This window comes from Pseudoalteromonas sp. BSi20480, from assembly GCF_000241365.1.
Taxonomy (GTDB): Bacteria; Pseudomonadota; Gammaproteobacteria; order Enterobacterales; family Alteromonadaceae; genus Pseudoalteromonas; species Pseudoalteromonas marina.
Map to the genome: position 1 here is coordinate 1 of NZ_BADX01000182.1, position 21,532 is coordinate 21,532.

Sequence of the window (21,532 nt, forward strand, 5' to 3'; positions counted from 1 at the left end):
CTTTAATGCACAAAGAGGAGTGAGTGAGGTTGCTACTCTTTTGTTTGTAGCTTTTTAGCGCGTTCTTCTGCGTCTATTAATGCTTGTGATTTAGGGGCGCGTTGTTTTTCTTCTATTTTGGGTTTTTCGGCTGAGTTTGGGTCCCAACTTGCGTCAAGTGATAGGTTGGCAAATGGGTTGCTGGCATCTGCTTTTTTAGGCTCAGCTGTAGGGGTTTTAGGTTCGGCTTTTGTTTCAGATGCTTTTGGCTCTGGTTGAATTGTTTCACGGGTGTTTTGTGGCGATGGTGGCTCCGGCTCAGTTTGTGTTGGCTCTGTATTACGTGGTTTTTTCTTTTTGCCGGGTAGTGGTGCATTAGGATCGAACGTGCGTACTTCGGGCTCTTTAAAGTCGTGTTCCGTTTTAAATGCAAGCGCTTCTGGCTCGGGTTTATCTAATTTAGTAGGTGTACTTGTTGGTAGCGGCTCAGGTGTTTGCTCTGCTGGTTGTTCAGTTTTTTTAACAGGCTCTGCTGGTGTTGGCTCTGGTTTTACTGGGCTGTGCTTGCGCTGTTTTTTTACAGGTTTTGCATCTGGATCAAAGTCGCGTACTTGCGGTTCGTTAAAGCTGCTGGCGTTTTTAATACGCTCTAACGTAGTTTTAGCTGCGGCTTCAAACTCGGCGGTATTAGGTTGTGGTTTTTCTTCGCTTGGTTTGTCATTACTAACTGCGTCGTTAGTAGGGGCTTTTGGCTCGGCTGCTTCAGTAGCCAATTGCTCACTGGGTGCCGGTGTTTTGTGTGTAGTTTTTGGTTGCTGTTGCTCTGAGGTTACATTAGCTGTTTGTTTTTCGGCGCTTTGTGTATTTTGTGTTTGCGTACTAACTGCTGTAACGGCTGCGCTGGCATTGGTTTGTTTTGCGCGGCGCAAACGAATGATCACCATTGCGCCAATAAGCACAACCAGTACTAATACAAAACTTGGTAATAATAACGAGCTAGGTTGCTCGCGCGCTGGTTGTGGGGCAATCACTGGCGCTGGTTTTATCACTGGCGCTACTGTTGGCTCTGTGGGTTGTTTAACCGGTGTCGCTTGCTCTGTTACTTGGCTTTGCGCTGGCTCTTGTACTTTTTTTGATTCTTCCTCAAGCACTTGTGCTGAAGCTTGTTCACGTTTTTGAGTTACTATTGGCTCTGCTAGCGTTTGGTTGTCAGCTGTGTTGTTAGGCTCGTTTTTTTCAGTAGGTGTAGGTTGTGTAGGCTCTACATTAATGGTCACTTCGCTTGCGTTAGCGTCAATCATGTCGCTAATTTGCTGTTTTTGCTCATCGGTTAAGTTTAGTGTTTTTTCGTCTATTAGCCCATCGGTGGTTTGGTTGGTGGGCTCAATAACCGGAGCAGGTTGCACATTGTTTGGTTGTGGTTGGGTTACTATTACGCTTGGCTCTGGCTCTTTTACTACTGGTTTAGGCTGAGTAAGTACTTGCTTAGGTTTGTTGCAATGTTTTTTATAGTCACGCGCCGCTTTACGGTATTTTTCGCTTGTTTTGTTATTACTGTATTGCTGTACTTCTTGCTTTATAAGTATGCACATTGCTTCGTTATAAGCAGCGCTATTAACACTATAAAATAAGGCAAAACAAAGCGTCAGGCGTGTGAGTAAAGTGGTCATAAGGGCGGTTAGCGTTTAAACATTAATAAGTTGATTTTAAGCGTAAAATTAAAAATTATCTAGGGGGGTATTACGCTTAATGGCGGGCGAATATGGCTAAGCTTATTTGCTTTAATATTAAAGCTTAGCCAGGCGGTTATTAAATAGCGCTGAGTAAGCGCTATTTTATTAGCTTATTACCATTAGGCTGCGGTATTCGTCGTAGGCAAATTGGTCGGTCATACCGCTAATGTAATCTTGAATTAACCGGCATCGGTAATAAAATTCGTAGGCTGCAAAGTGGTCGGGCTCTTCTTGCATGGCGTCTATGGCATGTTGGTAGCTGTTTAGGTGCTTTTTAGAGAGTTTTTTAACAAGCCTTGATTCTATTAGTAGGCGTTTGTCGCCATTTAGTGCGCGTTTAAAGTCGTCGCTTGTTAATTGCAGTAGTGGTTTGTAGCTGTCTAGTAGGCCGTTAATAATTCTGTAGCCTTGTAGCTCAAGTTTTTCAACTTCTTTATCTGAAAACACATGCGCTTGGGCAACTTGTTTAAGCGTTTGTGTTACGGCGTGCAAGTGGCTTCGGTCTTCTAGTAGGGCATGGTTAAAGTCGCCGTGATAAATGGGTTCTATGTTTTCTATAAAGCGTTTTGCGGCATGGTTAACTAGCGGGTGCAGCAGGGCTACACGCAGGTATATAAAAAATTCGCTATTAAAATTATACGGTTGTGCTTTGCCACGCTCTAGTGCGTAGTTTACCGCTTTGCTAACAAAGTCTTGGTGTTCGGTGTCGTCAATGGTTAGGTTTATAAGTACTTTTTGATAGTGATTTTTAAGCACGGTGCACAGTAGCTCAATGGTTATTATGCCTTTTTCTACGGCGTCTTCTATGTCGGCTAGGCAGTACGATATATCGTCGGCGGCTTCCATTATGTAACTGGCAGGATGGCGACAGTAGGGCTCTATGGTTAACTCGTTTTGTAATGCTTCAACAAAGGTTTTTTCACTGTAGTAATAGCCTACTTTTTTCATTAAGTAGTTTTTATTTTGGGGTATGTCTTTTACATCAAGTCCTGCTGGGCGGGTGTATTTTAAAATACCTGCACTTTGGCTGTAGGTTAGGTTAAGGGTTTGCAACGAGTGAATAATACGAATGCCCTGGGCGTTGCCTTCAAAGTTGCAAATGTCTTGCGCTAGGTGCTTAAAAATAACGCCTATGCCGGTGTTTGGCTCGCGGCATCGCTCGGGAGTTACACTGGCTAAATTAGTATTAAACCAGTGGTTTATTGCGGCTTCGCCAAAGTGGCCAAACGGTGGGTTGCCAATGTCGTGCATTAGGCAAGCCATTTCTACTAGGCTTTCGAGTGGGCGTTCTAGGTCGGTTAAGCCATAATTTTTTTGTTGCTCAAAGCTTAGGTTGGCAAAAATACGCTGTACAATAAAGCGGCCAACTTGTTGTACTTCAAGCGAGTGGGTTAACCTTGAACGCACAGCCGCGTTTCGCTCAAGCGGAAATACTTGTGTTTTTTGTTGCAAGCGACGAATAGCGGCGCTGTTCATTATGCGGCCACGGTCGCTTTCGAGCGCCATTTGTAAATTAGAGGTGGTTCGGTACATACGCGCGGGGGTTATTTTTTTACTAAAGTCGATAGTCATCGGTGTCCTTGTTTGTGTTGATGACTGGCGAGGTAAATGCGCGTTGTCATTCGTTTTTAATACTTACTAGCTAATATATACACCTAGAAGAGTTAGGTACAGGTGCTTGTATCATTTAAGGCCTGGCAATTGTATTATAAAGTTATATTTTTCAGTATTTAACGTATTTTAATGTAGGCGAGTATTTGTAATGAAGTATGGATTTGTAAAGGCGATGATGTGGGCACTTTTGGTGTTAACCAGCCATACGGCGTTTGCAGCAAAAGAGCAAACGGTAGTACTTGTGTCGATTGACGGTTTTAGGTGGGACTACATTGAAAAACACGGCGCACCTAATTTAAAAGCTATGGCCGATAAAGGTGTAAGGGCACAAAAGTTAATACCGGTTTACCCCACAAAAACGTTTCCTAATCATATTTCTATTGTGACTGGGTTATTGCCAGTGAATCACGGCATTGTTGATAACAAATTTTGTGACAAAGCGCGTAATAACGAATGTTACAGCATGGGTAAAGCATTAGGCGACAGTACGTGGGTAAAAGGCATTCCGCTGTGGAACTTAGCTAAAATGCAGGGGCTTAAGTCGGCGGCGTATTTTTGGCCTGAGTCTGATGCGCGTTTTAATGGTATGACTCCCGACTATTTTTATCATTACTCTAAGCATAGTGAGTACCAAGGCCGGGTTGATCAAATTATTCAGTGGTTGAGCTTACCTAAAGCGCAGCGCCCTCGCTTTGTTGCGAGTTATTTTTCGTTAGTCGATAGCATGGGGCACGAATTTGGCCCCGACGCACCACAAACACGCGATGCAGTTAAACAGCTCGATACGTTAATGGGGCAGTTGCAAGCGCGTTTAAATAAATTAGAACAAGATGTGAACTTAGTGATTGTGTCGGACCATGGTATGGCGGTTGTTGATCCTGATAAAAGCATTTTGTTGAACACGTTACCTAGTGATGACGGTTTTATAGTTAAAAATACGGGGCCGCGTTTACTAATATATGCAAAACCCGAAACCAGCGTAGCCGACATAGCCAATTACAAAGCGCGTTTAAGCGAGGCGGCAAATGGCCGTTATACAGTGTTAACTGATGAGCAGTTGGCTGGGTATCATTATAATAAAGGGAGCCGAGTGGGCGATATTATAGTGCAAACTAACGCGCCTGCTGTATTTACCAGTAAGGGTAAATCGACGTATGTTGGCACACACGGTTACGCTTACACAGACGACATGGCAGCCACGTTTCTTGCAACTGGGCCCGCATTTAAACAAGGTGTAAGCCTTAAAAAAGTAAATAACCTTGACATTTACCCGGTGCTTGCAAAAGTAATGGGCTTAAAGCTATTAAATAAGGTAGATGGCGATGGTAAAACGTTAATGCCGGCTATTAAGCAAAAGGTTGTTGTGCATTAAAAAGAGCGCATAACGCGCTCCAAAGGGACTAATGCTAATCCGCAAAATAGATCACTTAATTAAACGGATTGGACTAACAAAATAACGTAAGCGGGCATTACATATGCCCGCTTTTTTGTGCTCATTTATTTAAAGTTAGCAATACTTGTTTTTGTAGCCGTTACAGTGCGAATTGCGTATGCCTGGTTTGTAATACCGTAAGGAATACCGTTTACGCTCCAATTTGGGTTAGAGAAGTAATCGTACTGTGTTGCGCTACCAAATACTTGTGGGTACGCCATGATACTTGCAAACTCGTTTTGTACACCGTGGCCCATGCCGTCAGTGTAAACACCACCCGACGTATCACCTTGTTTACGTGAATGCGCTAAGCCTTGGTTATGGCCTAGCTCGTGTACAAATGTGCTTGCGCCACAGTCAATCGCTGTTATTGAGTACATACGATCGCTCATTGAGCTGTAAAGGTTGCCGTTTGTTCCTTGCCCAACCCATGCTAAACCACATGAAATTAAGCCAGCACCTGCACTTTGACCCATACCTAGCACTGCTACCATATCGGCTTTCCAGCCTGTGCGTAGGTTATCTACGTAGCTGCTGTTTGTTACTGCATTAAGCCAATCTTCAGATGGGGTAATTGCGTAGTCGCCTAAGTTTTGCGAGCCCACTAAACGCAGCGTAATGTCTACGCCATTTTGGCTGTAAACTTGATTACTAAACGCAATAAGCTGGTTAATTTTTGTATTAATATTGCTGGTTGCTGCAGCCGACTGGTCGGTATATAAAATACCAATATCGATTGTTTCTGCTTGAGCTGTGCTTGCAGCGCACAATGCAGCTGCTACTGCTGTTTTGATGATTACATTCTTCATTGTTGTATTTCCTTACTCTTGTAGTGGTTAATATAGTTATTATTAAATTTTGCTTAAGCATAACGAGCACGCTTAAGCAGCCATTTAATGGGGCTTAATATAAAAAATTAGGTAATAGCAATCCGCCATAGCACTTAATTAAGCGGGCGGAATAAGTGATTAGCCGTCGGTTTTAGGCGCAAACATATCGCCAGTGTTATCGGTTTTTGGTTGTGGGGCACTTACGTCGTGCTCAATATGGCTTTTATATAAATCGCGTTTAGCTGCTATCCAGCCGTATTGGCCTTTGCTTTCAAATACGTAGTTACCAGAAGGCGCGGTAAACTGACCGTATATAGCGTCTTTCCCAACGGTAAGTACCGTGTTGTGCATACGTCCGTCAACGCCAAGTACTTTTCCAAAAATGCTTTTGTCACCATTGGCCGACTCAATAACGTTAGTGACTTCGGCTGTATAAGTTTCGGTTGTTTGTGGAATAGCTAAATCAAAGTTTTCGCCTGTTTTTAGTGCTTGTAAAGTGGCTAAATCAAACTCTATGTAAGCCTCGTTATTAAGGTCGGTAGGCAGTACTTTGGCATTGGTAAGTACTGCTTTGGCACGATCTGATAAGCGGTTTACCGCGTCAAAGCTTTCAAATGGAGCTGTTTGTTCTATTTTTGGCGTGGCTTTTATAGGGTCTTTACTCATATCAATAGGCGCAGGCGCTTTGGTTGTGCGTGTTTTTTGTAGATCAATAGGAACAAAATCGATCGCTATTGGAGCAGTAGGCTCCTCGGCTTTTTTGGTCTCAATTACTCCTTTGTAAATGGCAAATGCGAGTACCGCAGTAGCAATGGCAGCAATGATTAAACGCTTCATTTGTTTCTCTTTTGGTGTTTTTGGTTAACTATTTGTTACGTTTTATACTAAGTGAGTAATTAGATCAAGTTTGGTTTTATAGTATTAATATATTGTTTTTTGTATTTTTTAAGTTGTTGTAAAGTAATGGTTAGCTTGTTTTTAGTACATTTTAGGTATTGCTTTTTGTAGGCTTTATGCGGCCTGTGGCGCTTTTATAGGTACTTGTTTGTTTTTTAAAATGCAATAATTTAAAGGCTCAAAACTTTTTAAAATAAAAATGAAAATAATTCACGATTCTTACACTAATAGTTAATTGCATTGTAAAAATGAGCAACGTATGTTGTGTGCATAAAAATAAATGCAAGAGGGATATATGGCGTTTTCAGATCAATTACTTAACCGAGCAACCGCTGGATTAGTGGCAGTGATTATTGGTTTTGCAAGTTCCATTGCATTAATTTATCAGGTTGTGATCACCCTAGGGGGGACGCCTGATTTAGTTGCGAGCTGGATTTTAATGCTAGGTTTAGTAATGGGAACAACCTCAATAGGTTTATCTTACTATTACAAAGTTCCTGTTTTAATTGCATGGTCGACCACTGGGGCTGCTTTGCTTATATCAAGCGCACAGGGATATAACCTAAACGAGGCGGTTGGGGCATTTATGTTTGCCGCGTTGTTGGTTTTTTTGTCGGGTATAACGGGTTGGTTTGAAAAAATAATGAACCGAATACCCAGCGAACTTGCCTGTGCCATGTTAGCGGGCGTGCTGGTTACTTTTGGTATTGATGTATTTAATTTTATGAATGATATGCCCTTAGTTATAGGGTTAATGGTATTGGTTTATTTTGTAGGTAAGCGCTTTTTTGCGCGTTTTGCCATGCTAAGCGTGTTAATTGTGGGGGTGTTATTAGCGTGGCAATTTGGCCATGTAGATACCAGCGCATTGCAGTGGAAAATGAGTCACTTTACCTATATTGCGCCTTCGTTTAATTTACAAGCCTGTATAAGCATTGGTTTACCTTTATATATTGTGACAATGACCTCTCAAAATCTGCCAGGTATTGCTGTGTTAAAGGCGCATAATTACAAAGCGCCTATTTCGGCAACGCTTAATGTGACGGGGCTAGTAAATGTACTTTGTGCGCCGTTTGGAGCGTATTCAATTAATTTAGCTGCGATTACGGCGGCTATTTGTATGAGTGATGAGGCTGATAAAAGCCCGGATAAACGCTATTGGGCAAGTATTGCAGGCGGTGTGTTTTACATTTTAATGGCGTTGTGTGCTGCAACTTTAGTCGGTTTGGTGGCAAGTTTGCCGCAGGCACTTATTTTGGCGTTAGCGGGTATCGCTTTGTTTGGCACTATTGCAAATAGTTTGCAGCAAGCGTTAACGGGTTCGCAATATACCGAGGCTGCAATAGTGACGTTTTTAGTTACGGCGTCTGATTTAACGATGTTTTCAGTAGGATCTGCTTTTTGGGGAATTATAGCGGGTGTATGTACAGTAATGATCACTCGTAAGGGTTAATGACGGTGGGTTTTAGGTACTAAAGCGCAGCGTCTCTTGACTTCTTTGTGATCAATTGGCTTTTAAAACTGTAATGCACAAAGAGAATAAAATGAGAAGTAAATGAGCCGAGCAATACCAATGTTTAGTTTGGTTTTGTAGACGTAGAGCTTGCTCACGTTAGAAGCGGCAGCTTCTTGTTATTTAAAAATAAATATAACCACAGAGCACACCGAGGCGCTTTGCGCTGCACAGAGTTAAAAAATATTGGTTTGGTCACTTCTCCTGGCCTTCACTTCTGGGTGGTGAGTTAATTACTTTATACCCCGTAAAAGCGTTGCTTTTAAACGAAAGCAAAGCGCGTCTACCAGTAAATTTAGAAATAATGAGCTTATAAAACTGTAATGCACAAAGAGGAGTGAATGATCAGGGCAAAGCTAATGTTTAGTTTATTTTTGTAGACGTAGAGCTTGCTCACGTTAGAAGCGGCAGCTTCTTGTTATTTAAAAATAAATATAACCACAGAGCACACCGAGGCGCTTTGCGCTACACAGAGTTAAAAAAATATTGGTTTGGTCACTTCTCCTGGCCTTCACTTCTCGGTGGTGAGTTAATTACTTTATACCCCGTAAAAGCGTTGCTTTTAAACGCCAGCAAGCTGCGCGTCTACAGGTAAATTCAGCCATGGCATTGTAAATGATGGGCTTTTCAGTAACTCTAAAAGCGCAGCGTCTCTTACCCTCTTTGTGAATAATGGGCATAAAAAAAGGCGTTAATATTAACGCCTTTTTTATATTTAGTTGATTACAACATTGGTTTTAACACATCAAATATGGCTTCAATGTGGTCGTCTCTGTCGTTTAAAGCTGGGATGTATCGGTATTTTTCGCCGCCCGCTTCTTCAAATATTTCGCGGTTTTCGCCTTCTAACTCTTCTAGTGTTTCAAGGCAGTCGGCGCTAAAAGCGGGGCTTATAATTGCCACATCTTTAATGCCTTCGGCTGGCAGGCTTTCTAGCGTTGCATCGGTGTAGGGCTTTAACCACTCTGCTTTACCAAATCGGCTTTGGAAAGTGCTAATGACATTGTCTTTATCAAGGCCAAGCTTTTCAACAACAAGTCGCGTTGTTTGTAAGCAAAGGCAATGATATGGGTCGCCGTTGTCTAAAAATAATTTTGGCATACCGTGGTACGAAAAAACAATTTTTTGCGGCATCCCGTTGGCTGCTAGATCTTCGCTTATGCTATTAGCTAACGATTCAATATAAGTGGTGTTTTTGTGATAGCCGTTTATAAAGTGAAGCTCAGGTACCCAGCGCCATTTGCGTAGCACGCTTGATACAGCGTCAAATGTAGACCCTGTTGTAGGGCTTGAATACTGAGGATACATTGGCATGATAATTATGCGCGTGAGGCCTTTGTCTCTTAGCTCTTCAAGGCCTGCTTCTATTGAAGGATTACCGTAGCGCATGGCCATAACAACTTCGGTGTTTGTGTAGCCTTTTTGCTTTAACAATGTGTTGAGCTTTTCGCTTTGCTGGCGCGTAATGTGCGTGAGGGGCGACCCGTTTTCTGTCCAAATGCTTTTGTATAGCTTTGCTGAACGTTTTGGACGTACTCGTAGAATAATGCCATGTAATATGATCATCCAAACAAGGCGTGGTATTTCTACTATACGTGGGTCAGATAAAAACTCGCGTAAGTAAATACGCAGTGCCGCGGCTGTTGGGGCGTCTGGGCTCCCTAAGTTAGTAAGCAGTATTCCCGTTTTTTGATTAAAACGCCCGTCGTGGGGATTGTCGGTTACGGCAGAAAATCGCGACACGTTGTGCTCCTTCAAGCAAAGTTATATGTATATTTTAGGCTTATTGTAACGAAAAAAAGCCTGCTTTAGATCAATCATTTAGCGCTTTTAATCATAATTCTAAAGGGGGTTGGTTTTTTAGCTTCAAGTTGTTGTAACTTTTCAATTGATTTACGGCTAAACACATGGCCCTTAGGTAATAACATAATGCCAGTGTGGCTTTGTATCGAGTTCCCCAATACCATATTTTCTTTAAGCTCTTGAGCATTACAAATAGTGACCGAACCCGCTGTGCTTTTCTTCTCTTTCATTTTGTTGTGGCTGGCTTCAAGTGCTCGCACAATTTTTGGATGATAAAACGTACCGCTGTAAAGTTTTATAGTGTCGAGTGCATGCTGGTGATGTTCGGCCTCGTTATCGCCCACACTTTGTTCATAAGCTTCCCAATAATCACGTGCAACGCTTAATACCATGGCACCAATGGGTATTTCGTTACCCGAAAGCCCTTTAGGTAACCCGTTGCCGTTATAGCGCTCATATTGATAGTAAATAGCATCAGATACATCGTGTAAATGCAGTGCAGGCATAAGCATTAGCTGCGCGGTGCTTGGGTGTGTGTAAAAGGTTTTGCGTTGTGCTTCGGTTAGTTTATTCACTGGTTTTTTATAAAGATCGGGGTCCATGGCTAGCAATCCTATTTGTGCTAGGTAACCCGCAGTTGGCGCAAGTTCGATACTTTTTTGTGATGCATTTAAGTACAAGGCTATATGCGTACAGGTATTAGCAATGTTTTGTGCTCTGTTACCATCGAGATAAGGGTTTGCATTAATAAAATTGTAGAGCAGTTCTACGGTAGATTTATGCTCGTTTTTTTCTCGTTCATTTGCTTTTTCAAGCTGCCTGAGCACTTGTTTTATTTGCTTTGTACGCTTTTCTACTCTGAGTTCTAACGACTGGTTCAGTTCGGTTAATTGCGCATTTTGTTTTTTGACATGCGCTTGAAGTAGTTCGTTGTGCTTTTTTAAGCGAAACTTTTCAACTGCTGATTTTATAACCCCGATTAAGTGATCGTTTTGCCAAGGCTTTTGAATGTAGGCGTTAATACCCCCATCGTTTACTGCACTAACCGTTGACTCTAGATCAGAATAGCCCGTTAGCAAAATACGTTGAGTATCAGGAGCTAGCTTTTTTGCTTTGGCTAAAAACTCTGCGCCGCTCATTTTGGGCATACGCATGTCACTTATGACCACATCAAACTGTGTGGCTGTCATTTTTTGAAGTGCGTCGTGTCCGTCGGTCGATACAACCACATTAAATTTGTTCATTCGTAACAGCCGTACAAGTGACTTTAAAACACTTGCTTCGTCGTCTAGGCATAAAATGTGGGCAGGTCTGTTGTTAAATTCTTCTAGTTCAGAGGTTTTTTGCATAAAAGTAAAGCCAGCCAAATCTGATATACGGTTAAATTTAGTCTAACCTCGGCTTATAAACAACTGAATTGTCAGATTTTATTAACCACAACAAATTTTATTAATGCGTGAATTTAAAATGCATAAAAAAACAATAAAAACCCAGCGTAAAAAGCGAATTTTTAGGCTATTTTTTTGCAGAAATTACTAATTACTTCTACTCTAAAACAGAAGGTTACGTACTAATATTGTATAGCGAGGACTGTATGCCAATACCGGTTACAATAGCTGATGACTCAGCACTTTCAAGAAAAACAATTAAACGCGCACTTCCTGAAGATTGGGATATTACGATTCACGAAGCTAAAAATGGAGTTGAAGCGCTAGACGCTGTGCATGCTGGGTTAGCGGAGGTACTGTTTTTAGACTTGCAAATGCCACAAATGGATGGCTTTGAAGTGTTAAAAGAGCTGCAGCAAGAGCATCAAAAAACCATTGTTATAGTAATTAGTGCAGATATTCAACCTGCAGCACAGGCGCTTGTTAGCTCTATGGGCGCTTTTAGGTTTTTACAAAAGCCTTTAAAAGCCGACCAATTACGCGAAACCTTGCTGGATGTTGGCTTGTTATGATTGAAATAAACGAAGACGAGCGCGATGCGCTTCAAGAAATAATGAACATTTCTATGGGGCAAGCGGCCGATGCGCTTGCTCGACTGATTCAAACCAAAGTGTCTTTGTCTATTCCTGCTATTCAAGCAATGTCTCCTGAAGATTTTCAGGGAATGATTAATAGCCTTTCAAATAACTGGTTTGCCCGGCAGTCGTTCACAGGCACCATTCGTGGTGAAGTGATAATGAGCATGCACAAAGACGGTTGCAATGCGTTGGCTCAAGTGATGGATTTTGACTTACCGCTCGATGAAGCCGCAACAGAAGAACTTGTTTTAGAAATTACCAACATTTTATCTGCTGCTTGCTTACAAGGCTTTACCAGCCAGCTTGAGTTATCAACGCAATTAAATATGCCTGCGTTTTATTATCCGGTGCAATCTGCTCATAGTAATGAGTGGTCGTCTATTTTAATTATAGAAGTTGAATTTTTTATTGAGCAAATGCAATTTGATGCGCGCATACTCATTGGCTTAAGTGAAGGGTCTATAGAACAGCTGTTAATACCAATCAAAGCCTTATTGGAGGATTGATGGAAAAAAGCGAGTTTGAACGTGTCATTGATCAACTTCCTATTGGTGCCTGTATTATAAATCAGGATATGACAATCACTTTCGCTAACCCTACGTTTTTAGGTGGATTAACCATTCGCCAACCCGATTTAGTTGGCCAACCTCTATTAACTGTATTTGAAGAACAAGCGCGTTTTTTAAAACGTAAAATTGACAGTGTATTTATTTTAAAAAACCCAAGCTTTAGTTACTGGCAACAACGCCCCCATGTATTCCCCATGCGAAGCAGTCGTCCTATTACCGGGGATGAGTCGCAAATGTATCAAAATGTGCAATTTATGCCGCTATCAAATGAAAATGCGGAGGTGACACACGTCAGCATTTTTGTGACAGATGTAACCGCAGAGGCCAGTTATTTTATTCAGCAATCTGATTTAAAAAATGCGCTAGAAGACGAGCATCAACAATTAAAGGCAATGCATCAAGAGTTAAAAATAGCGCAAAAGAAAATGCTGCAATCAGAAAAAATGGCGTCTATAGGTCAGTTGGCTGCAGGGGTTGCACATGAAATTAATAACCCAATAGGGTTTGTGAGCTCAAACCTAGAAACGCTCAAGGATTATGCATTAAAACTAATAAAAACAACGCAGACGCAAAAAAAAATCATTGTAAAACAGGCTGAAGATCGCTTTATAAAATTACTTGAGGATGTATACGAACGCCAGGGTGTTGACTTTATACTAGAAGATTTACCAGAGCTACTCGATGAGTCGCTAGATGGCGCAGAGCGAGTTAAAAAAATTGTTAATAGCTTACGAGATTTTGCATTAAGCGATGAAGAAAGCTGGATGGAAGTAGACTTATGCGCTGAGATTGAGTCTACTTTGATTGTGTTAAAAAATGAGCTCAAATATAAAGTTCAAATTGAAAAGCAGTTCCCTGCAGAGCCTGTTTTTATATGGGGTAAGGCCAGTAAAATACGGCAACTCTTGTTTAATACTATTTTAAACTCGTTACAGGCTATGGTTTCTGGAGGAACACTGACCATTGAGTGTAAGCAAGAACAAGACAAAATAAGGCTTATTATTGAAGACACTGGCGCAGGTATTGCTGAGTCTGATTTAGAGCGAATTTTTGACCCCTTTTATACAACCAAAGAGGTTGGACAAGGTACCGGTTTAGGCTTGTCTGAGGTGTACACCATTATTGAAGAGCACGAAGCAAGTGTTGATGTACTGAGTAAAGTGGGTGAAGGCAGTCGCTTTGTGTTTGTTTTCAATACCCCAAAAAGTTCATGAGTTAAAAAACAGCGCGAAGAGAGGTGTGTTTTGTGACTAAAGGTTGATTGAATAGTGTTGCTGGTATTGTTTATTATTAGCTAATTATATTGGATTGGTATTTTTTATTATATTATTTCTTTATGATTGGGTTGGTGGTTTGTAAATAGCAAGCGATATTTTTGCAATAGTGTTATGTAAAAAAATATGTAAGTTATAGCCATAACAATTTAAATGACGATAAGTGCTTTATTCGCTGTCGTATTAGCCGTTTTAATCTTTATTTGAGATTAAATAACAATGGGAGCCAATAGTGGAACCTAGTATCCTTTTGGTTGATGATGAAGAAAATGTCTTACGCTCTTTAAAGCGCGTTTTAAAGCGCGCCGGCTTTAAACAAGTAGCTCTAGCGACTAGTGGACAAGAAGCACTGGCTTACTTAAAAGTACATGATGTGTCGGTGATTATTACCGATTACAGAATGCCTAAAATGACAGGGGCCGACTTACTAAGAGAAACCAAAAACATTGGCCAGATATAATAAACATAGTGCTTAGTGGTCGTGCTGATTTTAATTCGGTTGTTGAGCTTCTTAATCAAGGGCTTGCGATTAAATTTTTACAAAAGCCATGGGGCGAAGGTGAGCTGGTTGACACAATTAAACAAGCACAAAGGCTGTATTGCAAACGCATTGCACAGCACGAGCGTGATCAACTACTACTTGGAAGCGTAACGGCACTTATTGAAATAAATGAGGAAGGCAAAATAACTCGCTTTAATGCCCCCGCCCAGACTATTTTTCCTGGATTATACAGCTATGTTGATGATTACATAATTAATATAGACGCACAGCCAAATAAAGACGACTTGACGGCCTTTTTAAGTAATAAAACCAATATGTTATTTATTGCTCGTAAATGCGCAGAAAGCGAAAAAGAATACGAGTTTATTTTGGAACGTTATTGGTCTGATGATTTTTGTCAGTTACTGAAGTTGTCGGTTAACCCGAGTAAATCGAGTAACAAATTTTTAATAGAAAGCTTTGGTGATTTTTTAATTAAAGAACCTGCTTTTTATCAACAGCTAAATGAGTATGAAGGTGAAAACACTAGCTACACGGTTATTTTTATCGGTATTGCTAAATTTGAACTTATTGCTGATTTATTAGATTACCAAAGCGCTTACGAGTTTACACACTTGCTTGCAAAAGTATTGCACAATACCTTTGGTGAAAAGGTAAGAATGTGTCAAAAGCATTCTAACCAGTTTATGTTATCTGTACCTCACGCAAGTAACGATGCCACATTACTTGCCGCACTTAATAAAACAATGACCTTATTTACAGAGGCTATCCCCCAACGTTACAAAGGAATGAGTTTAGAGCTTTATGGTGTGTACGGCATTTTTCCTGACGATGTTTTGTCGGGCAAAGAGCTTATAAATCATCTTAGTTTGAATATGAACTACTTGGCTAAAAAACAGCAACGATTTTTTACCCGCTTTGATGCAGAGCTTGTGAATGACTACCGAAAAAACTTTGAACTAAGTAGGCTGCTTTTTAAAGCAATTGATAACGAAGAATTTAGTTTATGTTTTCAGCCAAAAATAGATTTAAAAACACATAAGGTAAGTGGTGCCGAAGTGCTTATTAGGTGGTACGAACCAACAAAGTATGGGTGGGTGTCTCCTAGTTTATTTATACCTATTTCTGAATGTGATGGCCAAATTATCGTTATAAGTCGATTTGTAATTTCACAGAGTTTTAAACAGCTTAAGCAATGGAACATGCAAAAAGTTGAAGTAGGTAAACTCGCTATAAACCTTTCTGCTCGGCAAATTAAAGAAGACCCTGAATGGATAGACTTTATGCTTGAGTCTCTAAATGAGAACAACCTCAGTGCATCAAGTATTCAGTTTGAGCTTACAGAGACGTATTTAATGGATGACTTACACGAATGTCAGCTGCAAATAACAAGGCTACGCGGCTTGGGTTTTGAAGTGCAAATTGACGATTTTGGCATTGGTTATTCATCGCTTGCGTATCTTTCAAAGTTATCAATCGATGGCATAAAATTAGATAAGGAGCTGATAAGTGGTTTAGATTCATCCCTTGAAATGCAAAGTATGATCAGAAACATTGTGCGTATGTCCCATGATCTTAATTTAAAGGTGATTGCAGAAGGAGTCGAGACGGCTCACGAATGTAAATTGGTAGAAAGACTTGGCTGTGATTATATTCAAGGTTTTTATTTTTCTAGACCTTTGCCTGCGGATGAGTTTTATGATTACTTAATAAATACTAATGTGCGCGGTGATGAATGAAAACAATGAGAGTAGTTTTATTTGACGACGAGCTGTTTATATTAAAGGCGCTACATAGAACTATTAACAGAATATACCCCGCTGCTGACGTTATTACGGTGAGTGGAATAAATGAATTTTGGTCTGTGCTTAAAAATAATAAATCAATAGACCTAATTATAAGCGATTACTTAATGCCGCACGTTAATGGATTAGATGTGTTAGAGCGCTGTTTAATTGAAAATTCGTACCCAGTGAGGGCTTTGCTCACGGGGGACCCGTCGTTAACCGAAAAAATGCGTCAATGTAACGTTGTGCATATGTATCTTGCTAAACCATTTAATAAAGACGATTTAATACTTTTGTTTAACAATGTGGCAGAATTAAAAGCACTCCCGTTTTCAGAAAGTATGAGAAGAAAACTGGGGGCAATGTCTAGCTTTCCGGTTTATCCTTCACTGCTGCAAGAGCTCAATACGCTTATTGATAGTGGAGAGTTTGACCTAACTGAAGTAGCCGAGCTTGTCTCTAAGGAGCCTGTTATTGTTGCTAAGTTGCTGCAACTTGCTAACTCGGCCTATTTGGGCTTCACACGTAAAACAGTCTCTATAGAAGAAGCCGTTTCTCGCCTTGGTACGACTATTTTATTGTCAATTAGTACATCATTATTAATGGCAGAAAATTTGCCTCCTTCTATATCGGCCATCGATCACGAAAAGCAAATACATGTTGCAACACATTATGCTAGTTGTGTTAAAAAATTTGCACAACATATAGGTATGAACTTAAAAGAGCAGGCTTTGCTATTTTCAGTGGCGCTATTGAGTTTTGTTGGTAAATTAATAAATGTTGAAGAAGTGACGGACCAACACAAATTAACTGAGTCTGAGCAAAGTATAAATTACCTCCATGTATCTGCTTATATCATGAAACTATGGGGGCAGAGTACGCAGCTGTGCGCATTAATTTTAAACTCCAATGAGTTAAAAACCCCCGCTGATAATTTGAGTAATACCCTTTATATTGTTCATCAAAAGTTATTTCAAAAGCAGTCTAACGAGGCCCTTATTGTTGGTTGTCAGCAACAGGGGATTTGTTCATCCTTTTGTGAGGCAATAAATACGTTTGAGTGGGAAGTGCTTTAAGCTTAACCTGCCTGTTTATTGTCAATTTACACATTTATTTACAGAACAAAAAGGAGATCTGGTTGCGTATTTTCAGTTTGGCAACTAAATATTAGTTATACAAGCTATAGGGATACTGGCATGAATGAAGTAGAGAGTCTTTTAGAAAGTGTATGTTTAAACGATGAAAAAAACCTTAAGTCGTTACAAAAGCAACTAAGTGAAAAAGAGTCCGAATTAGCACGGTATAAAAAAATGCTTGTCCAAAGTACTAAAATGGCAACATTGGGTACGTTAAGTGTTGATGCGGCTTCGGAAATAAGCACCCCATTGTCACAAGCAATTAATACGATAGATAACCTTAGCCATAGCAGCCCAATAATCTCCACATTACTAAATATCAGCGAGCAATACTTAAACGGTGAACTCAAAGAAAGCCAGTTTAAACACGAGCTCGACTTACTTAATTTACAACACCCATTTGCTTGGATTAGCAATGACTTGTCGGCCAAAATAAAAGACAGCGCGAGCACCTTAAGGCAGGTTAACTATTGCGTTCAAAATTTACTTAATTTTTCTGAATCTAATGAATGCCATGCAGTTCAGCTCGTCAACATAGTCGATGTTGCTGTAAATATGCTTAAGCTTCTTGAAAGTCAGCTATCGCTGTGCGCTATAAAAACCGATTTTGAAAATGTACCGCCTATTTATTGTAATTTAGCTTCAATTAATCAGCTTTTTGTTAATTTACTCATTAATGCCCGAGAAGCCTGTGAGCATAATGACACCAAAGGGTGCATTGTTGAAGTGCGTGTTTTTGAACAAAATAGCTTTATTTGTATTGAGATAAAAGATAACGGTTGTGGCATGACAAACCATGTACAAGAACAGATGTTTGACCCTTTTTTCACGACCAAAGAAGTAGGAAAAAATAGTGGGATGGGGCTAACTCTTGTGCACTCAATAGTGCAAGAACACGCAGGAAAGATACAAGTTAACAGCATAATAGAGACAGGTACGTCCATTTTATGCTCACTCCCCTTAAAAGAATAAGTTAATAAATAAATACTCAATGTAAATAATGTGTTAAGTATTTATTTTGTAAGTTTAATTCCTTGTTTGCATTAATTTTAGCCTTTTTGGTGTGTTTTTTTCTTAATTTGAACTTTATTTGCATACTTAGGCCTTTAATTTAAAATTTTTCATTTCTTTTTATTTGCTAATGTGCTAGGATGTTCCTCATTGGCGATGCTAAATCGCCAAATAAACTATAAGAACACACATAAACAGGGTCGTCACTATGTCAACATATCGTTTAAATACACTTGCAGCGGCAGTTGCATTTGCAGTATGCGCACCAGGCGTTGTTATCGCGCAAGAAGCCCCCGTTCAAGCTGCTAAAAATATTGAACAAATATCTGTATTAGGCTCTCGGGTGTCTAATCGCACCTCAACAGAGTCATCTTCACCAATAGATTTAATAGACTCAGATGATTTAAATAAAGGCGGTTACACTGAGCTTGGCCAAAGCCTACAAGCTACAGCACCGTCATTTAACTTTTCGCGTACGCAGGTGTCAGATGGTTCTGACTTATTTAGACCTGCTACACTTCGTGGTTTACAACCCGATCAAACGCTGGTATTGGTTAATGGCAAGCGCCGTCATAATCAATCTATTTTTGGCCTTAACGGTACTGTGGGGGCTGGTGCTGCGGGCACCGATATGAACGCAATTCCGTTAACTGCGCTTAAAGGCGTTGAAGTACTTCGTGATGGCGCAGCGGCAAAATATGGCTCCGATGCAATAGCGGGTGTAATCAACTTATCACTTAATAATTCAACAGGTGTAACAACGGGCTTTGTTCAGTATGGCGGCACAAGCGAAGGCGACGGCGACACAGTTACCGCAGGTTTAAACCGTGGTTTTGAGTTAGGTAACGAAGGTGGTTTTATTAATTTATCACTAGAATACCGAGATGCTGACGGGACTAACCGTGCAGAACGCGATACGGGTGGTTCGTTAAATGTAGAGCCCGGAACGCTTTCAGAGGATGTTCGCTGGGGACAAGGTAACGCTGATAGCGAATTTACATCGCTGTTTTACAATATGGCACTGCCTGTTGGCGATAGCGAGCTTTACTCTTTTGGTGGGTTCTCAGAACGAAGCGCGTTAGGTAATGGTTTTTATCGTAACTTTAACGAAGCGTCTAAAAACGTGACTCAAGTATACAGTGATGGTTTTTTACCGCGTATATACAATGAAGCACAAGATCTTTCGTTTGCAATAGGGTTTAAAGGGGATATAAACCCAGATTGGACTTACGATGTGTCGGCTGTATATGGTGAAAACCAATACGATTTTACCTCGCGTAATACCTTAAATGCGTCTTACGCTGCCGAGTACTTATTTAATAACCCTGATGCAAGCGATGCTGATATTGCAGCTAATGCAGGCCCAACCGGTGGCTATTCAGGTGGATTTAGATTTGATCAAACTACATTTAATGCTGATTTTAACGGCATTGTAGATATTGGTCGCAGTGAACCACTATACGTAACTATTGGCGCAGAATACCGAAAAGAAAATTACGAAATAGTACCAGGCAGCCAAGCGTCGTATGCTTGTGGTTTAGCTAATACTGATACTTCTTATCCGTCAGTCAATGACGAAAATCAATTTGCGCAGTGTGGATTTCAGGCGTATAACGGCCTACGCCCAGAAGCGGCAAATAAAAGTGATCGAAATAGCTACGCGATATTTGTAGATCTAGAAACGATGATCACAGATGCATGGAACGTTAGTGGTGCACTTCGCTATGAAGACTTTTCAGATGCGGGTGACGATTTAATTGGTAAACTAGCGACACGTTACGAGTTTAATGATGACTTTGCTGTTCGTGGTGCGGTATCAACTGGCTTTAGAGCGCCTTCGCTTCAGCAAAGCGGTTATACAGCTTTTACAACCAACCTAGGGTCGGATGGCTCGTTAACTCAGTCGTTTACTGCTAACACAGGCACGGCATTTCCAAGTGCGTTAGGGGTTGATACTTTAGAGCTTGAGACTTCAACTAACTACAGCGCGGGATTTGTTTACGATGTAAGCAGCGAGCTTTCACTTACAGTTGACTTTTACCGTGTGGAAATTAAAGACCGCATAACGTTAGGAAGTTTGTTATCGGCTGACGACGTATCGTTTAGCCCAGATGCGCTTGCTGCGCTTCAAGCTACAGGCGCAGTACAGGCTAATTACTTCTCAAACTCCGTTGATTCTACTACACAAGGTGTTGATATTATTGCTTCGTATCGTACTGAGATCGACGGGGCTAATTTGGGTGTTACTTTTGCTGGTAATTTGAACGACACTAAAATTGATAACGTAAATGCAGAAGAAGGTATTCCAGAAGCGGTTGCCTTTGATGACTTACAACGTAGCTTTTTTACTGATGGACAGCCAAGTGAGCGTGCCACGCTGACATTTGATTATGCGCGCGACGCATATACTTCAACACTTCGTTTTAATTACTTTGGCGAAACCGATGTAAAATACTTTGGTAACGACCATATTTCATTACCGGGAGAGCTTTCTCCAACGGGGTCGTTTAAACCAACAAGTACAGTTGAATCAGCAGTGTTAGTTGATGTAAACGTAAGTTATGACATTAATGAGATGTTTACGCTTTCAGTTGGTGCCGACAACGTATTTGATGAAACACCCGATGAGTTAGGTGATGACGAAGTGCTTAACTTTATTACCAATGGTGCGTTTAAATACCCTGTACGTGCATTGCCTTATGGCTTTGACGGGCGTACATATTATGCAAAAGTAAGCTTTGAATTTTAATTATTTAAGCTAAACCTGTTACTAAGCGCAGTTATTTACTGCGCTTTTTTTATGTTTATTTATTATGAAAAAAGAGCGTTGTGTAATGATAAAATTACTTGCAAGCTTGAAAATTAGGCATACAATCGCCACTTCTTATTGTTATAAATAGTTAGGAAATAAAATGGCTAAAAAATCGAAAAGCAAAGCCGCAAATAATAGTGCGGTAGACACCGGTCGGGGTGTTATTAATCATAATGCGCTGGCGGCTTTAGTAACCTCTAAAGTGTTTAAACCTCAAGTGGTAAAAGCTAAAAAAGGGAAAGGCTCATTTAAACGCAATAACAAACACGTAGGACGAGAGTCTTATTTAATCGCGGCTTAAATAGCACCGATCAAATAAGACTTTTAACTGCCTACTTTTTGCCGCAGCATGCGGGTAAGTGTGTTGTCTTTATCTATAATATGGTGCTTTAAGGCGCCCACGATATGTAAATTTAACGCGATAAGAAGTGCATTTGCTGTATGAGCTCTAGGCCGAACAAAGCACGTCTCAACCTTTTTGTAATTTATTGATCTTTATTAAAAATGCACAAAGAGAAGGGAATGAGGAGTAAATGAGAAGTGAAAGCTGTAGGCGCTAAGCTTGCTCGCGCAAGATGCTATTTTTTTCTCTAAAAGCGAAGCGTTTCTAAACC

Annotated in this window: 17 protein-coding genes; 11 read left to right on the forward strand and 6 right to left on the reverse strand. The window is 40.5% G+C overall.

The window, feature by feature from the left end; genetic code table 11:
• Positions 1–32: 32 nt before the first annotated feature.
• On the reverse strand, positions 33–1,649 hold the full coding sequence (locus P20480_RS00280; protein WP_008133180.1) for a hypothetical protein: 1,617 nt from the start codon (positions 1,647–1,649) through the stop codon (positions 33–35).
• Positions 1,650–1,817: 168 nt separating this feature from the next.
• Positions 1,818–3,284: a dGTPase gene (gene dgt / locus P20480_RS00275; RefSeq protein WP_008133181.1), complete on the reverse strand. Its 1,467-nt coding sequence runs from the start codon at positions 3,282–3,284 to the stop codon at positions 1,818–1,820.
• Between the two features lie 190 nt (positions 3,285–3,474).
• On the opposite strand from dgt, the gene P20480_RS00270 reads away from it, so the two are divergent.
• On the forward strand, positions 3,475–4,698 hold the full coding sequence (locus P20480_RS00270) for an alkaline phosphatase family protein (RefSeq protein WP_008133182.1): 1,224 nt from the start codon (positions 3,475–3,477) through the stop codon (positions 4,696–4,698).
• Positions 4,699–4,823: 125 nt separating this feature from the next.
• Here the strand turns inward: P20480_RS00270 and P20480_RS00265 are convergent, their stop codons facing one another.
• Positions 4,824–5,567, reverse strand: coding sequence for a M12 family metallo-peptidase (locus tag P20480_RS00265; RefSeq protein ID WP_006793508.1), 744 nt, complete (start codon positions 5,565–5,567; stop codon positions 4,824–4,826).
• Positions 5,568–5,726: 159 nt separating this feature from the next.
• Entirely contained in the window at positions 5,727–6,425 is a 699-nt protein-coding gene (locus P20480_RS00260) for a hypothetical protein (protein ID WP_008133188.1), read from the reverse strand.
• A 355-nt stretch (positions 6,426–6,780) separates the two neighbouring features.
• On the opposite strand from P20480_RS00260, the gene P20480_RS00255 reads away from it, so the two are divergent.
• A complete protein-coding gene (locus P20480_RS00255; RefSeq protein WP_008133190.1) occupies positions 6,781–7,938 on the forward strand; it encodes a benzoate/H(+) symporter BenE family transporter in 1,158 nt (385 codons plus the stop codon).
• Between the two features lie 783 nt (positions 7,939–8,721).
• Here the strand turns inward: P20480_RS00255 and hemH are convergent.
• A complete protein-coding gene (gene hemH, locus P20480_RS00250) occupies positions 8,722–9,741 on the reverse strand; it encodes a ferrochelatase (RefSeq protein WP_006793511.1) in 1,020 nt (339 codons plus the stop codon).
• Positions 9,742–9,815: 74 nt separating this feature from the next.
• Positions 9,816–11,150 (reverse strand): response regulator c-di-GMP phosphodiesterase, NosR family, encoded by a 1,335-nt coding sequence (gene nosR / locus P20480_RS00245; protein WP_008133193.1) that lies wholly within the window; start codon positions 11,148–11,150, stop codon positions 9,816–9,818.
• A gap of 245 nt (positions 11,151–11,395) precedes the next feature.
• Here nosR and P20480_RS00240 point away from each other — a divergent pair, with 245 nt between their 5' ends.
• The 9 genes from P20480_RS00240 to arfA all read left to right on the forward strand — a co-directional run bounded on the left by P20480_RS00240 (position 11,396) and on the right by arfA (position 21,219).
• Positions 11,396–11,761: a response regulator gene (locus P20480_RS00240; protein ID WP_008133194.1), complete on the forward strand. Its 366-nt coding sequence runs from the start codon at positions 11,396–11,398 to the stop codon at positions 11,759–11,761.
• Positions 11,758–12,333, forward strand: a complete 576-nt coding sequence (locus P20480_RS00235; RefSeq protein ID WP_008133195.1) for a chemotaxis protein CheX — start codon at positions 11,758–11,760, stop codon at positions 12,331–12,333. The genes P20480_RS00240 and P20480_RS00235 overlap by 4 nt, the downstream gene beginning before the upstream one ends.
• A complete protein-coding gene (locus P20480_RS00230) occupies positions 12,333–13,610 on the forward strand; it encodes a PAS domain-containing sensor histidine kinase (protein ID WP_008133196.1) in 1,278 nt (425 codons plus the stop codon). The genes P20480_RS00235 and P20480_RS00230 overlap by 1 nt, the downstream gene beginning before the upstream one ends.
• 292 nt (positions 13,611–13,902) lie before the next feature.
• Positions 13,903–14,130 (forward strand): response regulator, encoded by a 228-nt coding sequence (locus P20480_RS19990; protein ID WP_238530331.1) that lies wholly within the window; start codon positions 13,903–13,905, stop codon positions 14,128–14,130.
• Between the two features lie 8 nt (positions 14,131–14,138).
• A complete protein-coding gene (locus tag P20480_RS00225; RefSeq protein ID WP_008133199.1) occupies positions 14,139–15,911 on the forward strand; it encodes a GGDEF/EAL domain-containing response regulator in 1,773 nt (590 codons plus the stop codon).
• A complete protein-coding gene (locus P20480_RS00220) occupies positions 15,908–17,035 on the forward strand; it encodes an HDOD domain-containing protein (protein WP_008133201.1) in 1,128 nt (375 codons plus the stop codon). The genes P20480_RS00225 and P20480_RS00220 overlap by 4 nt, the downstream gene beginning before the upstream one ends.
• A 120-nt stretch (positions 17,036–17,155) precedes the next feature.
• The gene (locus P20480_RS00215) at positions 17,156–18,067 is read left to right on the forward strand and encodes a sensor histidine kinase (RefSeq protein WP_008133203.1); all 912 of its coding nucleotides are present in this window, start codon (positions 17,156–17,158) and stop codon (positions 18,065–18,067) included.
• A gap of 247 nt (positions 18,068–18,314) precedes the next feature.
• On the forward strand, positions 18,315–20,855 hold the full coding sequence (locus P20480_RS00210; protein ID WP_008133205.1) for a TonB-dependent receptor plug domain-containing protein: 2,541 nt from the start codon (positions 18,315–18,317) through the stop codon (positions 20,853–20,855).
• A gap of 163 nt (positions 20,856–21,018) precedes the next feature.
• On the forward strand, positions 21,019–21,219 hold the full coding sequence (gene arfA, locus P20480_RS00205) for an alternative ribosome rescue factor ArfA (RefSeq protein WP_006793520.1): 201 nt from the start codon (positions 21,019–21,021) through the stop codon (positions 21,217–21,219).
• The last annotated feature ends 313 nt before the right edge of the window (positions 21,220–21,532 follow it).